At 73.4% G+C, this 20,358-nt stretch carries 15 protein-coding genes; 5 read left to right on the top strand and 10 right to left on the bottom strand.

The genetic code is table 11. The features are described from left to right. Together AB0C01_RS26330 and AB0C01_RS26325 are read right to left on the bottom strand one after the other, a co-directional pair. Nucleotides 1-778, bottom strand: a 778-nt coding sequence (locus AB0C01_RS26330; protein WP_357572394.1) for an Asp/Glu racemase, incomplete at its 3' end; no start/stop codon positions are given. Then, entirely contained in the window at nt 775-1,602 is an 828-nt protein-coding gene (locus AB0C01_RS26325) for a hypothetical protein (protein WP_357572393.1), read from the bottom strand. The genes AB0C01_RS26330 and AB0C01_RS26325, both read right to left, overlap by 4 nt. A 253-nt stretch (nt 1,603-1,855) precedes the next feature. Here AB0C01_RS26325 and AB0C01_RS26320 point away from each other — a divergent pair, with 253 nt between their 5' ends. Beyond that, the gene (locus tag AB0C01_RS26320; RefSeq protein WP_306271566.1) at nt 1,856-2,062 is read left to right on the top strand and encodes a hypothetical protein; all 207 of its coding nucleotides are present in this window, start codon (nt 1,856-1,858) and stop codon (nt 2,060-2,062) included. 69 nt (nt 2,063-2,131) lie between these two features. On the opposite strand, the gene AB0C01_RS26315 is transcribed toward AB0C01_RS26320, so the two are convergent. Next, a complete protein-coding gene (locus tag AB0C01_RS26315) occupies nt 2,132-2,497 on the bottom strand; it encodes a helix-turn-helix domain-containing protein (RefSeq protein ID WP_357248828.1) in 366 nt (121 codons plus the stop codon). A gap of 96 nt (nt 2,498-2,593) precedes the next feature. Between AB0C01_RS26315 and AB0C01_RS26310 the strand changes: the two genes are divergently transcribed. Next, nucleotides 2,594-3,496 (top strand): NAD(P)-binding domain-containing protein, encoded by a 903-nt coding sequence (locus AB0C01_RS26310; protein WP_357572392.1) that lies wholly within the window; start codon nt 2,594-2,596, stop codon nt 3,494-3,496. Between the two features lie 90 nt (nt 3,497-3,586). Further along, nucleotides 3,587-4,546 (top strand): TIGR03557 family F420-dependent LLM class oxidoreductase, encoded by a 960-nt coding sequence (locus AB0C01_RS26305; protein ID WP_357572391.1) that lies wholly within the window; start codon nt 3,587-3,589, stop codon nt 4,544-4,546. 126 nt (nt 4,547-4,672) lie between these two features. On the opposite strand, the gene AB0C01_RS26300 is transcribed toward AB0C01_RS26305, so the two are convergent. The 5 genes from AB0C01_RS26300 to AB0C01_RS26280 all read right to left on the bottom strand — a co-directional run bounded on the left by AB0C01_RS26300 (nt 4,673) and on the right by AB0C01_RS26280 (nt 13,124). Then, nucleotides 4,673-6,190 (bottom strand): hypothetical protein, encoded by a 1,518-nt coding sequence (locus tag AB0C01_RS26300; RefSeq protein ID WP_357255700.1) that lies wholly within the window; start codon nt 6,188-6,190, stop codon nt 4,673-4,675. A gap of 173 nt (nt 6,191-6,363) precedes the next feature. Continuing rightward, nucleotides 6,364-8,460: an amino acid transporter gene (locus tag AB0C01_RS26295; protein WP_357572390.1), complete on the bottom strand. Its 2,097-nt coding sequence runs from the start codon at nt 8,458-8,460 to the stop codon at nt 6,364-6,366. Between the two features lie 87 nt (nt 8,461-8,547). Then, nucleotides 8,548-8,949 carry a PH domain-containing protein gene (locus AB0C01_RS26290; protein ID WP_357572389.1) on the bottom strand — a complete coding sequence of 134 codons (402 nt, stop codon included), beginning with the start codon at nt 8,947-8,949 and terminating at the stop codon, nt 8,548-8,550. Nucleotides 8,950-9,323: 374 nt separating this feature from the next. Next, on the bottom strand, nt 9,324-10,094 hold the full coding sequence (locus tag AB0C01_RS26285; RefSeq protein WP_357255706.1) for a DUF5995 family protein: 771 nt from the start codon (nt 10,092-10,094) through the stop codon (nt 9,324-9,326). Nucleotides 10,095-10,229: 135 nt separating this feature from the next. Next, nucleotides 10,230-13,124, bottom strand: coding sequence for an AAA family ATPase (locus tag AB0C01_RS26280; protein ID WP_357572388.1), 2,895 nt, complete (start codon nt 13,122-13,124; stop codon nt 10,230-10,232). A 193-nt stretch (nt 13,125-13,317) separates the two neighbouring features. Here AB0C01_RS26280 and AB0C01_RS26275 point away from each other — a divergent pair, with 193 nt between their 5' ends. Continuing rightward, on the top strand, nt 13,318-15,480 hold the full coding sequence (locus tag AB0C01_RS26275) for an adenylate/guanylate cyclase domain-containing protein (protein ID WP_357572387.1): 2,163 nt from the start codon (nt 13,318-13,320) through the stop codon (nt 15,478-15,480). Here the strand turns inward: AB0C01_RS26275 and AB0C01_RS26270 are convergent. Continuing rightward, complete coding sequence (locus AB0C01_RS26270) at nt 15,464-16,027, bottom strand: YciI family protein (RefSeq protein WP_357255712.1); 564 nt, start codon at nt 16,025-16,027, stop codon at nt 15,464-15,466. The genes AB0C01_RS26275 and AB0C01_RS26270 overlap by 17 nt on opposite strands. Nucleotides 16,028-16,082: 55 nt before the next feature. Then, nucleotides 16,083-16,943, bottom strand: coding sequence for a class I SAM-dependent methyltransferase (locus AB0C01_RS26265; RefSeq protein ID WP_357572386.1), 861 nt, complete (start codon nt 16,941-16,943; stop codon nt 16,083-16,085). A 101-nt stretch (nt 16,944-17,044) separates the two neighbouring features. Between AB0C01_RS26265 and AB0C01_RS26260 the strand changes: the two genes are divergently transcribed. Next, nucleotides 17,045-20,329: a BTAD domain-containing putative transcriptional regulator gene (locus AB0C01_RS26260; protein WP_357572385.1), complete on the top strand. Its 3,285-nt coding sequence runs from the start codon at nt 17,045-17,047 to the stop codon at nt 20,327-20,329. Nucleotides 20,330-20,358: the final 29 nt, after the last annotated feature.

The following is a 20,358-nucleotide window of genomic DNA, read 5'->3' as shown; positions in this document are numbered from 1 at the left end:
CAACGAGGCGGCGAAGGCGGCGGTGGACGTCGCCCTGCACGATCTGGCCGCCCGGCGGCTGGGCGTACGGTTCGACACCCAGCCTGGTGAGCAGCTGGTGCACGGTGGCGGTGGCCGCGGTGAGCACCGGACGGCCGAGTCGGGCCTCCACCCGCGGCACCGCCGCCAACGACGGCAGCTGCACGCAGGCGGACAGGACCACCGCGTCCACGTCGGTCACGTCCAGCCGCTGCGCCAGCTCGACCAGGTGAGCGGTGGGGACGCGCCCCACCGCGACGTTGTCCGGCTCGCTCAGGCTCACCGCCTCGGTCACCTGCACGCCGTGCGAGGCCAAATAGGCGACGACGGTCGCGGTCAACGGCGGCAGGTACGGCGCGATCAGGGCCACCCGACGGGCACCCAACGCGTGCAGCCCGGCGACCAGCGCCCCCGCGCTGCTCACCACCGGCATGTCGTGCCCGGCGCGACCGGCCGCCCGGCCCAGCCGCCGCTCGGCCCGTTCGTGCGCGCCGGGCCCCTCGCACATCACCGCCACCAGGCAGGCGTACGCGAGGACGTCGCAGCGGGCGTCGGCCAGCTCGGCGGCGCAGCGGAGAGCGGAGCGGTTCATCCGGGCCAACTCGTCGGGGGTCACCTGACGCAGGCGTACCCGGCTGGCGTGCGTGGTGAATCGGACCGTCGGGTCGACGGTCTCGCGGCGGCGCAGCATGGCCGGGATCTCGGTCTCCATGGTGGTGTTCGAACTGGGCACCACCAGGCCGACGCGGTAACCGCTCACACCAGCGCCCCGGCGTACGCGCGGACCTGCAGTCGCCGCGCGGCGGTGCCACCCAGGCGCACCTGCAACCCGAGCGGCGCGGCGGCGCGGCGGACGTCATCCAGGTGCAGCGATCCGTGCCGGTCCACGGTGAGCACCGGCGGCTCCTCGAGTTCGCCGTCCGACGCGTGGAAGGAGAGCAGGGTGACGGAGGTGGTGAGGTAGCCCGGGTACGCGGCGCGGGCCGCCGACTCGTCCCGGTGGGCGAGCACCACCAGGTCGTCGAGGTGGGCGAAGTCGGCGGCGAGAGCCACGGCCTTCCAGTGCGCCGGTTCCTCGGCCGCGCCGGTGAGATGCCGGGAGCGGTTCGCCGAGGTGATGTAGAGGTGGTCCGATCCGGTCTCGGCGAGCGCCCGCTCGAAGAAGACGTTGGACGGGCAGGTCAGGCCCGGCGCGATCACCTGGGTGGTGCGCAGCCCCTGGTCGACCTGGGTGAGGTGCTCGGGCAGCCGCTCCGCCGCCGGCCCCCGGAAGCCGAACGGCCCGGCGCCGTACAGGCTGTCCATCAGTGCCCGCACCCGGCCGACCGGCAGCCGCGGCGAGATCCGCGTCCAGTCGAACATCCCGGGGATCCGGCCAATCGCGGTGGTGATGCTGCCGACCTGCTCGGCGGGTCGGCCCTTGGCCAGGTTGACCCGGCGGACGGTGGCCGCGTCGGGACGCGTGACGATGACGTAGAAGTTGGCGAACGCCGCCGCGACGACCGCGCCGCGAGCCAGCGCGCGGGCCGCGACCGCGACGTCCTCGGGACGGTCGATGTACAGGGGTGGTGTCGGGGCGTCCATGAGTCCTCCTCGGCGGGGCCGTGAGGCAGTTCTACGTCCGCCGAGCGGCACGGGTGCCGGATCGGTCGTCGATCCGATAGCCGACTCGCGTTACCCCGTGCGAGCGGCCGATCCCGGGCGGTACGCAACGGCGATCGGCCTCGGCCGGATGGGGGATCCGGCGCGGCCTCGTCCCGGTCTCCGTTAGCGGCACGACCCGATTGGGTACAACGACTGCACCTCAGATCCACCACATTTCCTTCAGGAGGCAGCGATGCGCGGCACCTCGATACTCGGAGTCATCGTCGTGATCTGGCTGGTGATCGGCGCGGTCGCCGCCGGCCAGCGTGGCTACTACAGCGGCGACGACACCAACTGCGCCGAAGCCGGCACCATCCTGGTCACCATCGTGGCCGGGCCGTTGAACTACATCGGCGCCAACCCCAAGGTCGACTGCAAGCTGCCCGAGCCCTCCAAGTAGGACAGATCTGCACCGGCCCCGCGCCCCCCGACCCCCGGGGCGCGGGGCCGGTGTCCGCGCGGGGGCAGCTCAGCCGTCGGAGACGGTGCTCGCTGACGCGCCGACGCGCCTCTCGCTCCCCCAGGCGGCCAGCGGCTCGAGCGCCTCGTTGAGTCGCGTGCCGTCCACGGTCAGCGAGTACTCGACGCGGGGCGGCACCTCGTCGTAGGAGACGCGGTGCACGACACCGTCCCCTTCCATCTCCCGTAGGTGCGAGGCCAGCACCTTCTCGGAGATCCCCGGGAGCAGTCGGCGCAGTTCGCCGAAGCGGCGGTACGGGTGTTCGTGCAGCGCCCAGAGGATCAGCACCTTCCACCTGCCGCCGATCACCTCCATCGCGGCGTCGATCCCGCAGACGTGTCCGTCTGGTGCGCCCGGCCGGTTCAGCGTCGTCATGACCACCCCTTCCGACGTCCTCGCTCACTTGGGGGTAAGCGCCCACTCCGAAGTGCGTACTTGAGCACCGGAGGACTTCTGGCCAGCCTAATCGGCATGACACCGAACGCTGTTGAGCAGACCTCCGTCACGATGCTGGGGCTCGGCGCGATGGGCTCCGCGCTGGCCCGCGCCTGGCTCGTCGCCGGTCACCCGGTCACCGTCTGGAACCGCACCCCGACCCGCGCCACCGTCCTCGCCGGCGAGGGCGCTCGGGTCGCGGCCAGCGCCGCCGAGGCGGTCGCGGCGAACACCCTCGTCGTCGTCTGCCTGTTGCACGACACCTCGGTCGACGAGGCGATGGCCGGCGTGGATCTGACCGGCCGGGACCTGGTCAACCTGACCACCGGCACCCCCGCCCAGGCCCGCGCCCGCGCCGCGTGGGCACACGAGCGGGGTGCCCGCTACCTCGACGGCGGTATCATGGCTGTCCCGCCGATGATCGGCGTACCGGATGCGGGCGGCTTTGTCTTCTACAGCGGCTCGCGGGAACTGTTCGACCGGCACCGGGAGACGCTCGGCGTCCCGGCCGGCACCACCTTCGTGGGCGAGGACCCGGGTTTCGCCGCCCTGTACGACGTGGCCCTGCTCAGCGCCATGTACGGCATGTTCGCCGGGATCACCCACGCCTTCGCCCTGATCCGCGAGGAGGACATCGATCCCGCGGCGTTCGCCGCACTGCTCGCGGACTGGCTCGTCGCCATGGCCCCGACCGCGCACCAGACCGCCGACCGCCTGCGCAGCGGCGACTACACCACGGATGTCGTCTCCACTCTCGGCATGCAGGTGGCCGGCACGCCGACCTTCCTGCGCACCGCCGAGCAGCAGGGTGTCAGCGCGGAACTGCTCAGCCCCTACTTCGCGCTGATGCGCCGTTGCCTGGCCGAGGGCGCCGGGGAGGAGGATCTGGCCGGCCTGGTCGATCTGCTGACGCGCCGCACACCCTCTAGGGCGTCCTAGGAGGCTGGCCTGTGGGTGTCGTCGGTGTTTGCCGACCCGGAGGTCGGGAACCGACCCGCGTCAGTCGGCGGACGAGACCGGGAGCGTGGCATGCAGATCGGCTACAAGCTGGCCGCGGAGGGCTACGGCCCCCAGGAGATCATCCGGCAGGCCGTCCTGGCCGAACAGGCTGGATTCGACTTCGTCGAGATGAGCGACCACTTCCACCCCTGGCTGGACGCGCAGGGCCACTCGTCGTTCACCTGGAGCGTGCTCGGCGCCATCGCCGCCAAGACCAGCACCCTGCGTCTGGCCACCGGCGTCACCTGCCCGACCGTCCGCTACCACCCGGCGATCATCGCGCAGGCCGCAGCGACCATGGCGCTGGTCTCCGACGGACGGTTCGCCCTCGGAGTGGGGGCCGGCGAACGACTCAACGAGCACGTGGTCGGGCAGGGCTTCCCCAGCGTCCGGGGCCGGCACGAGCGGCTCCGCGAGGCGCTGGAGATCATCCGGCTGCTCTGGCAGGGCGGCTACCAGTCCTACGAGGGCCGGCACCTGCACCTGGAGGACGCCCGGATCTTCGACCTGCCGGACACCCCGCCGGTGATCGCGGTGGCGGCCAGCGGCGAGGCGTCGGCCCGGCTCGCCGCCGAGTTGGGCGACGGGTTGTTCGCCACCGAGCCGGACGCCTCGATCGTCGATCACTACCGTCGGGCCCGCGGCTCCGGCCCGCGCTACGCCGAGGTTCCGCTGGCCTGGGCCAGTGATGAGGACCAGGCGGTGCAGGCGGTGTTGCAGACCAGCAGATGGATGGTCACCGGCTGGAAGGTGATGAGCGAACTGCCGAACCCGGTCAACTTCGACGCGGCCAGCGCGCACGTGGAGGAGAAACACATCCGCCAGCTCTTCGCCATCGGCCCCGACCCGGAACCACACGTGGCGAAGGTCCGGTCGTACGTTCAGGCCGGCTTCGACCACGTCGTCCTGCAGAACGCCGGCCCCGACCCGGACGGTTTCCTCGACTTCTTCGCCGGCACCCTCTCCGACCGGCTGCGTGCCATGTCCTGACGCCGCCGGCACGGCCACCGCCCGAACGATCGCAGCGGTACGGCGAAACAGCGGACGGCCGCCCGGACGATCACCACGATCGTCCGGGCGGCCGGCTGTGCGCTCCGGATGGGTGCGCGGTTCGGCTCAGCGGAAGCAGCGCGCGACAGGTACCGCGCTGCCCTCGCAGTTGGTCGGCTCGTTCTCGATGACCACGCTCTCGTCGTCGATCTTGACCTGGGCGTGGGCGGCGAAGATGCCACCGGGCTTCACCGTCGACGCGTTGTGGGTGATCTTGCTGGTGTAGATCGCCACCGAACCCGCGGACGCGTAGATGCCACCGCCGCTGGACGCCGCGCCGACCGCCTCGTTGCGGGTCACGTCGCTGCCGCGGACCAGCAGGTTCGCCTTCTCGGCGTAGATGCCGGCGCCGACGCCGTGGGTGGTGTTGCCGTCGACCACGCTGTCGTCGAGCGGCGTCAGGCCCTTCACGGTGGAGATACCGCCGCCGTTGACGGTGGACGTGTTGCCACGGATGGTCATCGTGCGCATCACCAGCACCGCGTCGGAGTTGGCGGCACCGCCGCCGACCTGCGCGGTGTTGTTCAGCAGCTCGGTGTCGGAGACCTTCGTCCGGGCCGAGAAGCTGGCCAGCCCGCCACCCTGGCCGGCGCTGTTCTGGGTGAAGGAGACGCTCTCCACGTCGGCGGCACCGCGGTAGTTGCCGAGCCCGCCGCCGTAGGCGTTGGCGCTGTTGCGGTGGAACTCCGAGCGCTTCAGCGTCAGCACGCCACCGTTGAGCAGGCCCCCGCCCTTGCCCGCGGCGCCGGAGGCGCTGTTGCCGACGAACGTGGAGTCGGTGACCACCATGTTGCCGTCGTTGAAGATCCCACCGCCGCCGCCCTCGGGGGACAGCGAGGTGCTCTGCGTGACGGTGACCCGCTCCACCACGGCGGTCGCCCCGTGCACCACGTGCACGCTGCCGCCCTCGATGTTCGAGCGGCCGTTGTGCAGTTCCACGTCGCGCAGGGTCAACTCGCCGCCGTCGCGGACGGTGAAGAAGCGGAACGGCGCGGCCTGGGCGTCGCGCGCGATGGTGGCGCCGGCGCCGTCGATCGTGATGGCCTGGTAGATCACCGGCAGGCCAGCGGTGTCGTCGGCCGGGTTGTGCGGCGGCGCATCGGCGTCACCGGGGGTTTCCGCCGCGTCGGCCGCCTCCCGTGCGTCGCGGATCCCGCCGTCGTACTGGTCGGTCTCGTGGAACGCCTCGGTGAGCAGGTAGCGGCACCTGGGCGCGAGCCGCAGGTCCGCGCCGCCCTCGGCGTTGGCCGTCACGAGCGCCGCCACCAGCTTCGCGGCGTCGCAGGGCACCGACACCACGCCCCGCTTGCCGGTGCCCGGGCTGGGGGCAGTGCCCCGTTCGGCGTCGTCCGGGTCGCGCTGCGCCCCGCCCTGGTCGCCGGCACGGCGGTCGTCGTCGCTGCCGGCCGCCGCGCTCAGCCGGCCCAGACCGGGAAGGGAGAGGTCACGGTCGGCCGCGACGGCCACGCCGGTCACGCCGGCCGCTCCCACGACCAGGCTTCCGGCCAGCAACCCGCTGGCCAAGAACCATCGGGACCGGCGTCTGGGTCGGATCTCGCGGTCTCCTCCGTGGTACGTGGACATCAAAGGTGCCTGCCTTCCTGCCTGCAAGACGTGACCGCGCGCCGATCCGGGCGCGGGGGGCTCGACGTAGCGTCGACCGCCAAACGTCACGATAGGTCCGCAATACGGACAGGAAGGTGTGAACGTGAATAGTGCCCCTATTCATCTTTCCACCCCGTCAAACGGGCAGCCGGTCACCCGCCGACGTGGATACCGGGACGACGCAGCGGGTCCCGCTCGGTCCGCCGGATGATCTCCCGCACCACCGGCGGGGTGTCCCCGCGACCGAGGATGAGATAGCGCGCCAGGTGCGCGATCGGGCTCCCCTCCGACCACTCGAAGTGCGCGTGCGGCCGCACCCCGGTGGCGTCGCGAAGGGCCAACAGGATCGCGGCGATCGCGTTGGGCACGGCGGGGCTGCTGGCCCGCAACACCCGGAAGCCACCCACCTCGATCCCGTGCACCCGCAGCACCTGGCTGAATTCCGACGGGTCGACCACGTCGATCTCCAGGAACAGCACGTCCGCCGCACCGGGCACCGGATTCATCCCCCGCTGCGCCCGTTCCTTGATCGTGTACTCCTTCACCGATCCACTCTGCCGCTTGTTCGCGATCAGGTGCAGCTGCCCGTCGTGGGCCAGCGACTCGGTGATGAACCGCCGGGCCGGCTCGTCGAACTCGATCCGCTCGGCGCGCAGTTCGGTGGTCCGGGTGACCCGGGAGACCAACGAGACCACGATGATGCCGAGGATGAACAACGCGGAGATGGTGATCCCGTCCGGCTGCTCGATGACGTTCTCCAGCAACGCGTACAGCAGCACCAGGGTCAGCAGTGTGAACCCGACGGCTCCGGCGCGCTGGCGGTGGCGGACCGCGGAGATCGTCACCGCCACCGCGCCGGAGACCATCATCGCCAGGATGCCCGTCGCGTACGCCCCGGCCTGAGCGTTGACGTCGGCGCGGAAGGCGATCGTGATGGCGACGCTGACCACCGTGTAGACGATCACCACCGGGCGCACCGCCCGCGCCCACTCCGGTGCCATGCCGTACGAGGGCAGGTAGCGCGGCACGATGTTGATCAGCCCGGCCATCGCCGAGGCGCCGGCGAACCAGAGGATGAGCACGCTGCTGACGTCGTAGACGGTGCCGAAGGCCTCGCCCAGCTGGGCGTGCGCCAGGAACGCCAGGGCCCGGCCGTTGGCCGCCCCTCCGGGCCGGAACTCCTCCTGCGGGATGAGCGCCGTGGTCACGAATGTCGTCGAGACGAGGTAGACCGACATGATCAGCGCGGCGGTGGTGAGCAGCCGGCGTGTGTTGCGGATCCGGGCGGCGAGCCGGGCCTGCTTGTCCGCCCCGTCGGCCCGGACCAGCGGCATCATGCTCACCCCGGTCTCGAAACCGGACAGGCCCAGCACCAGCAGCGGGAACGCCAGCACGGCCGTGAGCAGCACGTGACCCGGCCCGCCGCCGCCCGTGGTCAGCGCGGCGGTCCAGTCCGAAACGATGCCCGGGTCGTCGACGATCCGGGCCAGGGCCACCACGACGATCACCGCGTTGAGCACGAGGAAGACGGCGACCAGCGGGATGGCCACCACCACCGCCTCGCGGAAGCCGAGCAGGAACACCCCACCGAGGATGAGCAGCAGCACCACGGTGACCACGACCGGGACGGCGGGGCCGTGCAGCGCGTCGGGCAGGTACGGGTTCTCCAGCAGGTGCACGGTGGCGTCCGCCGAGGAGAGGGTGATCGTGATGATCCAGGAGGTGGCCACGAAGCCGAGCAGCACGAGTACGAAGATCTTGCCCCGCCAGAACGGCAGCAGGCGCTCCAGCATCGCCACCGACCCCTGCCCGTGCGGGCTCTCCTGGGCCACCCGCCGGTACATCGGCAGCATCCCGAACAGGGTGAGCGCGACGATCAGCAGGGTCGCCAGCGGCGACAGCGCACCGGCCGCCACCGCCGCGATGCCCGGCAGGTACGACAGCGTGGAGAAGTAGTCGACGCCGGTCAGGCACATCACCTGCCACCAGGCGTGCCGGCGGTTCTGTCCCTCGCCCGCCTCCGGGCCCGGCGGCTGCACCTGGTGCTGGAAGAGCCACCGGCGCAGTGGACTGGCCGGTGGCGCCGACCGCGCCGCCGTCGCCACGCGTTCGGGCACCACGACACCCGGCCGGCCGCCCCGGTGCGGGCGGGCCGGATCGCGGGCCGCCCGCAGCGCCGGGTCCGGCCCCGTCGGCGCGTGGCGGCGTCCGCCCCAACGTCGTGGTTTCGCCCGGTGCTCGTCACCCATCGCCAGTCCCACCCTCACAGGTCCTGATCCGACGGTAGGCGGTGGCGCGGGACCCGACCGGCGGAACCGGGCAGGTGGATGGCCAGCTCAGGACAGGTCCGGTACGGCGAGCAGGCGGGCCAGTGCGGGCGGGTCGGCCACGGTCACCGTGGCCGCCGGATGTCGTGGCCGCCCGCCCGGGACCACTGCCGGCACCGGGGCGCCGAAGCGCAGGCAGATCCCGCCGGCCGTGCTGCTGCCGAAGCTCGCGCCCCCGTCGGCCAGCGACACGTGTGGCCCGATCACCCGCCACCAGCGGTACGGGCCGCTCAGCTCGACGGCTGTCACGTTCTCCCGGTCGGTCCGCAGCTGCCAGGGCCCGTACCGGATCACCAGATCCCGGTCGGTGACGGCGACCCAGGCCGTCGCCGGGCGAACCCCCAGCAGCGCCAACACCGGGCGGAACAGCGGATCGAAGCGGAACGCGAACCGCGTCGCGGCAGCGGTCATCGCGCACCGGGTCGGACGGTGGGTCGCGGCACCGGGCCACCTGGCCGCAGCGGGCCGGGCCGCGCGGGCCGGGGTCGGGCGGCGGGCCGGCGCCGGGCCAGGACGGTCATGGCGCGGGCGTACCCGTTAAGCGCCCGCCGACACCCCCGAGATCCGCCACCGGCGGGACGAGCGCGACGCCCTCCCCCACCGCCGGCCGGCACCCCCCGGGCCGGCCGACGGTGGCAGACGGTCGGCACCCCCCGGAGCCGGCCGGCTGCACCCCTGGGTCGACCGGCCGCGGCCGGCCACCCGAGGGTGGGCGAATCTGATGGGACGCGCCCCCGCGCTCCGCCACCCCCCACGGGGCGGAACGCGGGGACCCCCCGTCCCGGCTACTGCAGAAACGCCCCCAGGGGCGACAGCAGTAGCCGGCCGAGCGCCGCGGCGTTGTCGTCCAACCGCGTGCGCTCACATTCGCGGGCGTCCGGATCGTGCCGGCACCGCCAGATCTTCTGCGCGTTACGCCAGGCGACATTGCGGGTGTACTCCACCAGCTCCCCCTGGTACCAGTCGTCGATGTCGCCGTTGAGCATGTCGATGAGCAGCTGCCACTGCTCCAGATAGCCTCGGCGCAGACCGGGGATCTTGTCCGCGAAGATCTTGTTGATCTCCAGGTAGTCGTGGTGCTGGTCGCTGCCGTCGACCGGCTCCGACTCCAGGTGGTCGAACGTGGTCACCAGCGCGAAGGGCAGGTCGAAGTTGATGTGCGCGTTGACCCCGGCCGCCGCCGACGGCAGCGGACGGGCGTCCGGTCCACGCATCCGCTCGAAGAGGCACGACCACGCCTTCGGGGTGCCCGGGCTGGAGTCGGTCCAGAGCCGCATCGCGTCGAAATACCGCGCGGCGAACTCCACGTCCAGCCGGGACAGGAAGGCCGGGTCGATGAAACGATCCTCGTACAGCCCGTCCAACACGCTGCTGGTGATGGTCAGGTAGAGCCTGTTGAAGTCGGCCAACGGGCAACTGGCCTCCAACGGAGGAAGCCGCACCAGCATGTCCTGAAGTTTGGTGAGGTGGTCGACCACGGCCGGCACGTCCGCCGGATGGTCGGCGAGCAGGTCGACGATGTCCCGGTGCACGGGCCCCCAGACCGGAGCGGTCATCTCTCCTCCATAGTGGTCGGCGGCATCCCCCGCGCCGTCGTCGACGCGGCCCAGCCTTTCAGCCGACACCCACTCACCGAATCAGTAGAACGACGTATCCCGGTACGCACACGCGCCAGTGGACGGTGCGGAACGTCAGCTTCGGACGTTGCGCAACTGGATCGCGCTGGCCTGGACCCGGGTACGGACCTGGAGCTTGTCGAAGATGTGCGACACGTGCACGCCGATGGTCCGCTCGCTGATGAACAGCCGCTGCCCGATCTCCTTGTTGGTCAGGCCCTCCGCGACAAGCGCGAGCACCTCCCGCTCCCGTGCGGTGAGCGGCGCCAACTCGTCGTCGGACGCCTCGGCCGGCGCGCTCCTCGTGCCGCTGAGTACCTCGTGCTCCTCCAGCGACACCCGGGCCCGCCCGGCCAGCTCGCGGATCTCCGAGGTCAGCGGCACCGCGCCCAGCCCCTGCGCCACCCGGTACGCCTCCCGCAGCAGCTTGCCGGCGGTGGCCAGCCGGCTGCGGCGGGCCAGCAACGCCTCGGCCTGCCGCAGCCGCGAGTACGCCGCCGGGTAGGGGTGGTGGCGTCGGTCCCACTCGGCGACGGACGCGGCCCACAGGTCCGGGTCGCTGCTGTCGAGGCGGCTCACCTCGGCGGCGCAGAGCGCCAGGAACCCCTCCACCACCGAGCGCACCGGACCGGCCGCGCCGACGCTCTTGCGGGCCACCCGGTCCGCCACGTCACGCAGCCGGCGCACCACCGTCGGGTCCACCGCCACGGCACGACTGGCGTGCGCCTCGGCCTCGGCTCGCAGGCCGTGCCAGACCAGCGCCGACAGGATCGTCACGTCGTCGGACCGGCTCTCGGTGAGGCCCCGTTGCACCGCCAACCGCGCCACATCGTGGCGGCCTTCCCACATGGCCAGCCCGGCGCGCAGGGTGAGCAGCGGAATGACGTGCCGCGCCCCACCACCGGCGAGCAGGGTCGCCACCGCGTCGAGGTCACGGCTGGCAGCGTCGATGTCGCCGTAGCCCACCGACAGCCGGCACCGGGCCAGCAGCAGCTCGACGGCGTCCGCACCGGACGGTCGGTGCCGCAGGGCGGCGGCGACCACCTTCTCCGCCTCGGCCCACTGGCCCACCCGGAACAGGCCGTTGATGGCGACGGCCAGCAGCCGGGTCTCCCAGGTGCGACCCAACCCCAGTTCGGCGACCCGCTCGGCGCCACGACGGGCGACCACCACGCCCTCTTCGAGGATGTTCAGTGGCCCGGTCAACAGCTCCGCCAGGTGCAGGTACGCGCAGGCCACATCCTCGGGCTGGCCGGCGCGCTCGGCGGTGTCGAGGGCGTCGCGCATCACCGCGAGCCCCGCGTCCGGGTCCTCCAGGTAGGCGTCGCTGAAGCCCAGCGCCGAGCTGGCCAGCACCACCTCGGTGGCGGAGCCCTCCACGTCGGCGGCCAACGCCAGCGCCTCCCGGGCCCACCTGCCGGCGTCGGCGTAGCGGCCCAGGTGCAGGAGCAGCTCGGCGAGGCGGGCGGCGGCGGTGGCCCGGTCGCGCGGGGAACAGTCGGCGGCGGTCAGCGCCCGCTGGTATTCCTCCTCGGCCAGCGCCGAGCGGCCGGCCGCGGCCAGGTAGCGGGCCCGGCGGATGTGCAGCGCGCTGGGCTCGCCACCCGGCAGCGCGGCCACCTCTTCCAGGAGGACCAGCGCGCGGGCGTGCTCCCCGCAGTGGTGGGCCGCCTCGGCGGCGTTCTTGAGCAGCTCGACCCGGTCCACCGCCAGCGGACCCGGCTCGGCAGCCAGTTGCAACGCCGCCGACCAGTGCCGGTGCGCCTCGGCGTAACCGTGCAGCCGCTCGGCCTCCTGCGCCGCCGCCACCGCGGCCGGCAACGCGCGCGCCGGCTCACCGGCCAACCGCCAGTGGTGCGCCAGCCGGGCCTGGTGCAGCTCACCCGGCGCGGCGGTCAGCGCCTCGGCGTAGCGGCGGTGCAGCCCGGAACGCTCGGCCGGCAGCAGTTCGTGCGCGAGCACCTCGGCAACCAGGCGGTGCCGCAGCCGGTAACCGTCGTCGGCGCCGACCAGCAGCCGGTGGGCCACCGCCGCGCGGGCCGCGTCGATCAGCTCGTCCTCGGGCAACCGCAGCACCTGCGCCAGCAGCCAGTGCTGGACCGGCTCGACACCGGCGGCGACCGCGTGCACCACCGCGTGGGCGTGCTGGGGTAGCGCGTCGACCCGGTCGAGGAAGATCTCCCGCAACGTCTCGGACAGGCCGTCGCGGCCGTCGCGGAGATCGCGGGCCAGCTCCTCGATGACGAACGGGTTGCCGCCGCTGCGCTGCCAGATCTGCTCGGCCGCCTCGGCGGGCAGCGTCTTGCCGACCACCGCGGCAGCGAGCTTCTCGGTGTCGGCCCGGCCCAGCGGAGCCAGGTCGAGCACCCGCACCGTACGCAGCCGACGCAGCTCGGTGAGCACCCGGCGCAGTGGGTGCGCGCCCTGCAGCGACTCGGCGCGCACCGCCGCCAGCACGGAGAGCTGGAGGTCGCCGAGCCCGGCCAACAGGTAGAGCAGCAACTGTCGGGTGCTCCGGTCGACCCACTGCAGGTCGTCGAGGATGAGCACCAGTGGTCTGCCCTCGGCGATCAGGTGCAACCCGCGGCTGGCCCGCTCCAGCAACGCGCCCGCGCCGTCCGGGCTGGCGGTCTCGTCGGCGAACATCTGCAGCAGCCCTCGCACCGCGGAGGAGGTGCGGGCGTGCGAGGTGGACAGATCGGCGTCGAAGCGGCGCAGCGCCTGCAACAGCGGGTGCAGCGGGGAGGCGTCGCCGATGTCCAGGCAGCTGCCGGTGAGCACCACGGCACCCTGGGCACGTAGTTGGTCGGCGACCTCACCCAACAGCCGGGTCTTGCCCACACCGCTCTCACCGGTCAGGAAGACGGCGGCGGTCTGCCCGTGCGCGGCGTCACCGTGCAGCGCGGCCCGAACCGTCTGCACCAGCTCGGCCCGGCCCACGAGCGGTGCGGTGTCCCCATCGCTGGCCATGGCACGCAGCCTAATCACAGGTCCCCGAACCGTTCTACGGCCAACTGCCGCTTCTGGTACTCCTCGCGTCGACTTTGCGACAAAAGGTTGCGGGTGGCCGACATACGTCGTTCGGCAGATCCCCGGTCAGCTCAGGGATGTCAATCTCCGGAGGTCACCTGGCATCAGCGGGGGGAAGGGTTGGTGCGAAGCCATGACCACCATCGCTACTACCAGCAGCATCATCGCCGGCGACGCACGGCGGCCCGTGCCCCCGCACTGGCCCGTGCCGGAGGAGAGACGTACCGTCACGGTGCTCTTCGCCGACATCGTCGGCTCCACGGCGTTGGTGAGCCGACTCGACCCGGAGGACGTCCGCGCGATGCAGCGGGTCTACTTCGACACCGTCACCGGCGTGCTGCACCGCTGGCAGGGAGTGGTGGAGAAGTACGTCGGCGACGCCGTGATGGCGCTGTTCGGCGCTCGGCGCTCCGACGGCTTCGACGCGTACCGCGCGGTGCGGGCCGGACTCGAGATCCAGGCCGCGCTGGACCGCCGGCCGATGGTCGGGGACATCCGACTGCGGGTGCGCGTCGGTGTCGCCACCGGCGAGGTCGTGGTCGACCTGGGCGACGCGGTCAGCGGCGGGCACGGCGTGGCCAGCGGCGCGGTGATCACCACCGCGGCCCGCCTCCAGGAGTACGCGCCACCGGGTGCCGTCGCGCTCTGCGCGGCCACCGCACGGGCCACCGCCGGCCTGATCACCCAGCGTCAGCTGCCACCGGTGCCGGTCGCCGGCCGGATGTCGCCGGGACCGCTCTGGCACGCCATCGGCCCCGTCCGACCCGGCCCGGACCGGCACGACGGTCCGCTGATCGGTCGCCGCCGCGAGCTGGCCACGATCCGCGACCAGCTGACCCTGGCCATCCGGGAGCGGAACCCGTGCTGGGTCTCGCTGGTCGGGCCCACCGGCAGTGGCCGCAGCCGGCTGCTGCACGAGTTGACCCGTGGGCTGACCACGGTGGACGGCGCTTCGGTGCGCTGGTCCGTGGAGGCCTGCCAGCCGTACCCCGATCAGGTCCTGGAACCGGTCGCCGAGCTGCTGCGGGGTGTCGCCGGGGTCCGCCGCGGTGACGGCCCGGCGGCGGTCCACGAACGGCTCGTCGCCGCCCTGACCGCCCTGTTCCCACCGGCGCGGGTCGCCGCCGCGGTCCCGACGCTGCAGCGGATGCTGACCAACCCGGACGACTCCGCCGCGGCGATGGCCGGCGCGGCGATCTGCCGCGACGTCCTGCTGCGGCTGGCCACCCAGGCGCCGCTCGTCGTCGCGGTGGACGACGTGGACCGGGCGGCGCCCGCGGTGAGCGGATTCCTCCGGGCGCTGTTCGACGCGGCGACGGCACGGCGGCTACCACTGGCCGTGGTCACCCTGCACCAACCGCAGTGGGCCGACACCCGGCCCGGCCCAGCCCGCCGGATGGCGATCCGACCGCTGACCACTGTGCCGTCCGGGCGACTGCTGCGCCATCTCCTGACCCGGTCCGGTCAGCCGGTGACCCTGGTGGACCGGCTGCTGCCGCTGGTGGGCGGCCGGCCCGGGCACGCGACGGCGTACGTCGCGTCGATCGCGGCCGGGGCCGACCCGGCGGTGCTCCCGCTGCCCGAGGCGGTCCGCCGGACCGTCGGCGCCGAGGTGGACCACCTCGATGGTGAGCGGCGAGCGGTCCTGATGGCCGCCGGTGTCCTCGGCGGCGTGGTCTCCGGCGCGACGGTCGACCGCGCGCTCGGCTGGACGCCCGGCCGGTCCGTGTCGGCACTACGCCGGCTGGTCGCCGCCGGACTGCTCATCCCCCAGCGCACCGGGGGGTACGCGTTCGCCTCGCCCGCGCTGCGCCAGGTCGCCGCCGAGCGGTTGCCCCGCGCGCTGCGGGCCGTCTTCACCCGCCGGGCCGCCGACGCCCCACGCCGCGACACCGCCCTCGTGGCGTTGGCCCCCGCGCCAGGATCCGGCCCGCCGCGCCTCCCCGCCCCGACGATGGCGACTCCGCCGGCCGCGCCGCCCCGCGGAACCAACCGTGCGCCGGGCGTCAACCGGCTCCGAACCGTCGCGCCGGCCGGTGGCGTGCCGCCGACCTCGGCGGTGCCGGCCGCGGTGGCGCAGGCCAATACGGGCGGTCACTGGCCCTCGGCCATCGACCGCATCCCGGTGGCGATCCGCGCGGTGCCCGCCGTGGCGGAGTCGACGAGACCCGGCACCGGCGTCGGCGGGCTGCCCGATCGGGTACGCGCCTTACCCGTCCCACCGTTGATCCGCCAGCCGGACAGCCTGGGCTACGGGCAGCCCGCCTCAGGCGGGTACGTCACGACGAACGACTGACCCCGGGCGGCCGCCCGCCGAACTGCCAGTTGTGCACCTCGACGTCGGCGTACCGGTCCACGGTCAGGATGGCGCGCGCCGCGTCCGGGGTCGGCGCCCGGACCAGCGCGGCGGTGCCGAGCCACGTGTCGCCGTCGTCGGACAGCAGCGGCCCGTACGCGATCAGCTCGTCCGGGTCGGGTGGCACGGGCAGGTCGACGGCCTGCCCCGCGCCGAGGCCGAGCACCAGGTAGCGGTTGCCGCCGTCCCGACCACCGGGGAAGTCCCACATGGTGCGGCCCAGCGTGTTGCGCCATCGGCGCAGCAGCACATCCCGGTACACGCCGGCCTGGTAGTTGGGCTCGTCGAAGGCGAACGTCCGCGCGGCGGCCGGATCGGGCAGGTCGACGATGTGCACGCTGCCGGTGGCGGTGTCACCGGACAGGGTGGGGCCGCGGGCGATCAACTCCTCCGCGTACCGGTCCATGTAGGACCAGTGTTCGGCCAACAACTCGTCGCGCAACGTCCCCGAGTCGGGCCGGTCGCGGTGGTAGCACAGGAATTCCATGCCACGCATTCTCGCCGTGGGGCGGACCGCCGGGTGGCCGGGTGTCGCCCGTGGCCTACGGCACGGACGCCGAGGCCAGCAGCGCCGCGGTCGGCAGGACGAGCAGACCGTCCGCGTCGCGGTAGGCGGCGGTCAGCTCGTCGTACGCGGCACGGATGCGGGTGATCACCTCCGGCGGCTGGGCCGCCAGCACCAGACCCGCCTTGCTGATGCCGTTGGCCGGGCCGCTCCACCAGGCATCGGGGTGGGTGCGGTGCGCCCAGGTGATCGGGTCGCAGCGCGCGTCGGCGAGACCGGCGGCGTCGAGCAGACCCGCGAACCCGTCCGGGGTACGCGGGAAGTCCCGCTCCGCGTCCACCGTCGGCACCGAGGTCGGGCGCTGGACCCCGGCGGCGTCGAACACCGCTCCCCAGAGCCGCTGCGCCTCGGGTGGCGGGTCGGGCCAGATCGTCACCGCGATCCGACCGGCCGGCCGGACGACCCGTCGCAGTTCGCTGATCGCGGCCACCGGATCGCCGACGTGATTGATCACGAAGTTCGCCACGGCCGCGTCGAAGTGCCCGGTGGGAAACGGCAGATAGGGCAGGGCCGCGAGGCGAACCTCGGCGGACGGGACCCGGCCGCGCACCAGCTCGACCATGCTGGGCTCGGCATCGACGGCCACGACGGTGGCGCCCCGAGCGCTCGCCAGCGCGGCCACGGTGCCGGAGCCGGTGCCCGCGTCCAGCACCCGCATGCCCACGGCGACGCCCGCGGCGTCCAGCAACGCCGGGGCGGGATGGGCGCAGAGGGCGGCGAAACTGCCGTCGTACGCCGCCGCGCGCCCGGCCCAGCGCGACCGCTCGTGTTCGTCGAAAGCTGTCGTCGGCACCGCGTCACCCCCGCTCAGGATCTTGCTGGTGGCGACGATATCCAACGGGATCTGCCGGGGTTGCCCCGCGCCCTCGACGCCGCCCGTACCCCCGGTGAGCTGGGTGTCCGATGTCCACCGGCAGCGGTGACTAGGATTGGTCGGTCATGCTGCTACGGGTGCTCGGGCCGCTTGAGGTCGAGGTCGACACAGGCGGACCGGTCGACCTCGGCGGCCCCCGCCAACGCGCCGTGCTCGCGCGGCTGCTGGCGGCCCGAGGCGAGGTCGTCTCCGTCGGTCAGATGATCGAGGACCTGTGGCGGGGTGACGCGCCGCCACGGGCGATCGCCTCCGTCCAGGCGTACGTCTCGCACCTGCGCCGCCTGTTGGAGCCGTCCCGCGAGCGCCGCACGCCGGCGCGGGTCCTGGTCACCGCGCCGCCCGGCTATGCGATCCGGGTGCCCACCGAGGCCGTCGACGCCGGCCGGTTCGAGACGCTGCTCGTCGAGGCGCGCACAGCCAGTGCCACCGATCCGGGTCGGGCGCGGCTGCTGCTGAGCGGCGCGCTCGACCTGTGGCGCGGTCGGGCGTACGCCGAGTTCGCCGGGGAGCCGTGGGCGCAGGCCGAGGTGCTGCGGCTGGAGGAGCTGCGGCTCGGCGCCCGGGAGTCGCTGCTCGACGTGGTCGTGCGGTGCGGCGACGCGGCCGAGGCGGTGGCGGAGGCGGAGGTGCTGACCCGGCAGGCGCCGCTGCGGGAGGAGAGCTGGCGGCTGCTGGCATTGGCGTTGTGGCGGGCCGGCCGGCAGGGCGACGCGCTCGCCGCGCTGCGCCGGGCGCGGGCGACCCTCGTGGACGAACTCGGCCTGGATCCGGGCCCGGCGTTGGTCGAGCTGGAGTCCGCCATCCTGGGCCAACGACTCGACCTGCTCCCACGGGTGGCCGCGGCACGCGTCGACACCGGGCGACCGGCGACCGCTGAGGTGTTCGTCGGGCGGGAGACCGAGCTGGCCGCTCTGGGACGGGCCGCCGCCGAGGCGGTGGCGGGCGGGCCGCGGGTGGCGCTGCTCAGCGGGGAGGCCGGCGCGGGCAAGACGAGTCTGCTCGCCCGCTTCCGGGAGGCGCTCACCGCCCGCGACTGGCTGGTCGCCGTCGGCCGCTGCCCCGAGGTCGAGGGCGCCCCGCCCGCCTGGGCCTGGGTCGAGGCGCTGCGGCAACTCGCCGAGCAGGTGCCGCCGGGTGATCTCGCACCGGCGCTCGTCCCGCTGCTCGGCGGAAGCGCCGGCGAGTCCGGGGGCGACGTCACCGCCGGCCGGTTCCGGCTGCACCACGCCGTTGGCGCCTGGTTGGACGCGGCGGCGATCCGCCGACCGGTCGCCGTCATCCTCGACGACCTGCACGCCGCCGACGCCGAGACGCTGCTCCTGCTGAACAGCGTCATCGAGGTGACCACCGGGGCCGTGCTGGTCGTCGCGGCGCTACGCCCCGCCGACAACCGCGAGCGGCTCGCCGACACGATGGCCGTCCTGGCCCGTCGGTCTCCCCACCGGATCCGGCTGGGTGGCCTGACGACGGCCGAGATCGAGACACTGCTCGGGGCGCTCGCCCGGCGACCCGTCGACGCGGAGACGGTCGCCGCGCTGACCGAGCGGACCGGCGGCAACCCCTTCTACGTACGCGAGTCGGCGCGGCTCCTCGCCGCCGAGGGCACGCTCGTCGCCACCAGCGACGTGCCGGACGGGGTACGTGACGTGCTGCGCCGACGACTGTCGCGCCTGCCGTCGCCGGCGGTCGCGGTGCTGCGCCTCGCCGCCACGCTCGGCCGGGAGGCGGACGTGCCGACACTCCTCGACGCCGCCGACACCGACGAGACCGCCACCCTCGAAGCGCTGGAGATCGGGCTGGCCGCCGGGCTGCTCACCGAACCGGCGCCGGGGCGGGTTCGCTTCGTGCACGGGCTGGTCCGCGACACCATCTACACCGACCTGCCCCACCTGCGCCGCACCCGACTGCACGCCCGGATCGCCGCCGCCACCCGGCGGTTGGCACCCGACGACTATCCGGCCCTGGCGCACCACTACGCCCGTGCGGCGTCGGCCGACACCGCTCCGCTCGCCGTCGACTACGCCATCCGCGCCGCCGAGCTGGCGGAGCGGCGGTACGCGTACGACGCGGCGGTCGAGGTGCTCGGCAACGCCGTCGACGCCGCCGGGTCGGTCACCGGGGATCGCGACGCGCTGCGGGTCGACCTGCTCGGCCGGCTGTTACGCGCCCAGGCTCGGGCCGGTGCGGTGGCCGCCGCCCGGCAGACCCGCGCCCGAGCCGTGGACGTGGCCGTCGCGTCCGGCCGGGACGAGCTGCTGATCGCGGCGTTCACCGCGTGGACCGTCCCCACGCCGTGGCTGACACACGCGTACGGCGTCGTGGACCATCGGGTCGTCGAGCTGCTCAGCCGGCTGTTGCGGTCCGACGACCTGGACCCAGTGGCCCGCTGCCGTGTGCTCGACGCCCTGGCCACCGAGTTGGACGGCGAGTCGGACCCCCGGGGTGTGTCGGCCGGGCGGGAGGCGCTGACGATCGCCCGGCGGCTGGGCGACCCGGAGCTGCGCGCCCTGGGGCTGGCCGCCCGGGTCCGGACCATGAGCTACGAGCGGGAGGCGCCGCACCGTCGGGAGTTGGCCCTGGAGTTGCGCGACCTCGCCGACGAGCACGGGCTGGTGATCTACCGCTGGGTCGCCGAGCAGGTGCTCGCCCACTGCGCCGCCGCGCTCACCGAACCGGCCGAGGTTCGCGCCGCGATCGTCCGACAGGGGTGGCTGGCCGAGACGTACCAGCTCAACGAGGGGCAGGTGATCTACCTGTGCGGGCGGGGTGCCCTCGCGCACATCGCCGGCGACTTCGTCGCCGCTCGCCGACACTACGACGAGGTGGCCGTGCAGATGCGGCGCCAGGGTTCGCTGCACGCCGAGGCCTTCCACTATTTTTCGGTCGGGACCCTGCTGATCAGCCAGGGACGTTTCGGCGAGCATCTGGAGGCGACCCGCCGCATCCGTCGGTCGCTGGGGCCGATCGTGGACGACCTGCTGGCGCTGGCGCTGATCGAGAGCGGACGGGTGGACGAGGCGCGGGCCATGCCGATCGGTCGGCACACCTACCGCCCGGACTACTTCGAGTCGGCGCTGCTCAGCGTACGCGGCATGGTCATCGTGGCCCTGGGTCGGCGAGACCTGGCCCAGCCCGTGATCGACGCCCTGCTCCCGGTCCGCGACCAACTGGCTGGTTTCTCCACCACCGCGGCCGTGGTGCGACCGGTCGCGCTGACGCTCGGGGAGCTGTTCCGGCTGGTGGGACGCACCGAGGAGGCGGCCCGGCACTTCACCCTGGCGGCCGGGGTGGCCCGCCGGTGGGAGTCGCCGCACTGGCTGGCCGAGTCGACGGCCGCGTTGGCCGACTGAACCGGTTACTGGGTTCCAAGCCGATTCCA

The sequence above is a fragment of the Micromonospora sp. NPDC048905 genome (assembly GCF_040649655.1).
Classification (GTDB): domain Bacteria; phylum Actinomycetota; class Actinomycetes; order Mycobacteriales; family Micromonosporaceae; genus Micromonospora.
Note: the sequence above shows the minus strand (reverse complement) of the source record. Positions and strands in the feature narration are given on the sequence as shown.

What these genes read in the sequence shown, in the direction of transcription:
- AB0C01_RS26315 (WP_357248828.1), bottom strand. Translation starts at nt 2,497, where the DNA reads ATGACGACGCTGAACCGGCCGGGCGCACCAGACGGACACGTCTGCGGG.
- AB0C01_RS26270 (WP_357255712.1), bottom strand. Translation starts at nt 16,027, where the DNA reads ATGGAATTCCTGTGCTACCACCGCGACCGGCCCGACTCGGGGACGTTG.
- AB0C01_RS26310 (WP_357572392.1), top strand. Translation starts at nt 2,594, where the DNA reads ATGACACCGAACGCTGTTGAGCAGACCTCCGTCACGATGCTGGGGCTC.
- AB0C01_RS26305 (WP_357572391.1), top strand. Translation starts at nt 3,587, where the DNA reads ATGCAGATCGGCTACAAGCTGGCCGCGGAGGGCTACGGCCCCCAGGAG.
- AB0C01_RS26275 (WP_357572387.1), top strand. Translation starts at nt 13,318, where the DNA reads ATGACCACCATCGCTACTACCAGCAGCATCATCGCCGGCGACGCACGG.
- AB0C01_RS26320 (WP_306271566.1), top strand. Translation starts at nt 1,856, where the DNA reads ATGCGCGGCACCTCGATACTCGGAGTCATCGTCGTGATCTGGCTGGTG.
- AB0C01_RS26290 (WP_357572389.1), bottom strand. Translation starts at nt 8,949, where the DNA reads ATGACCGCTGCCGCGACGCGGTTCGCGTTCCGCTTCGATCCGCTGTTC.
- AB0C01_RS26280 (WP_357572388.1), bottom strand. Translation starts at nt 13,124, where the DNA reads ATGGCCAGCGATGGGGACACCGCACCGCTCGTGGGCCGGGCCGAGCTG.
- AB0C01_RS26295 (WP_357572390.1), bottom strand. Translation starts at nt 8,460, where the DNA reads ATGGGTGACGAGCACCGGGCGAAACCACGACGTTGGGGCGGACGCCGC.
- AB0C01_RS26260 (WP_357572385.1), top strand. Translation starts at nt 17,045, where the DNA reads ATGCTGCTACGGGTGCTCGGGCCGCTTGAGGTCGAGGTCGACACAGGC.
- AB0C01_RS26325 (WP_357572393.1), bottom strand. Translation starts at nt 1,602, where the DNA reads ATGGACGCCCCGACACCACCCCTGTACATCGACCGTCCCGAGGACGTC.
- AB0C01_RS26300 (WP_357255700.1), bottom strand. Translation starts at nt 6,190, where the DNA reads ATGTCCACGTACCACGGAGGAGACCGCGAGATCCGACCCAGACGCCGG.
- AB0C01_RS26285 (WP_357255706.1), bottom strand. Translation starts at nt 10,094, where the DNA reads ATGACCGCTCCGGTCTGGGGGCCCGTGCACCGGGACATCGTCGACCTG.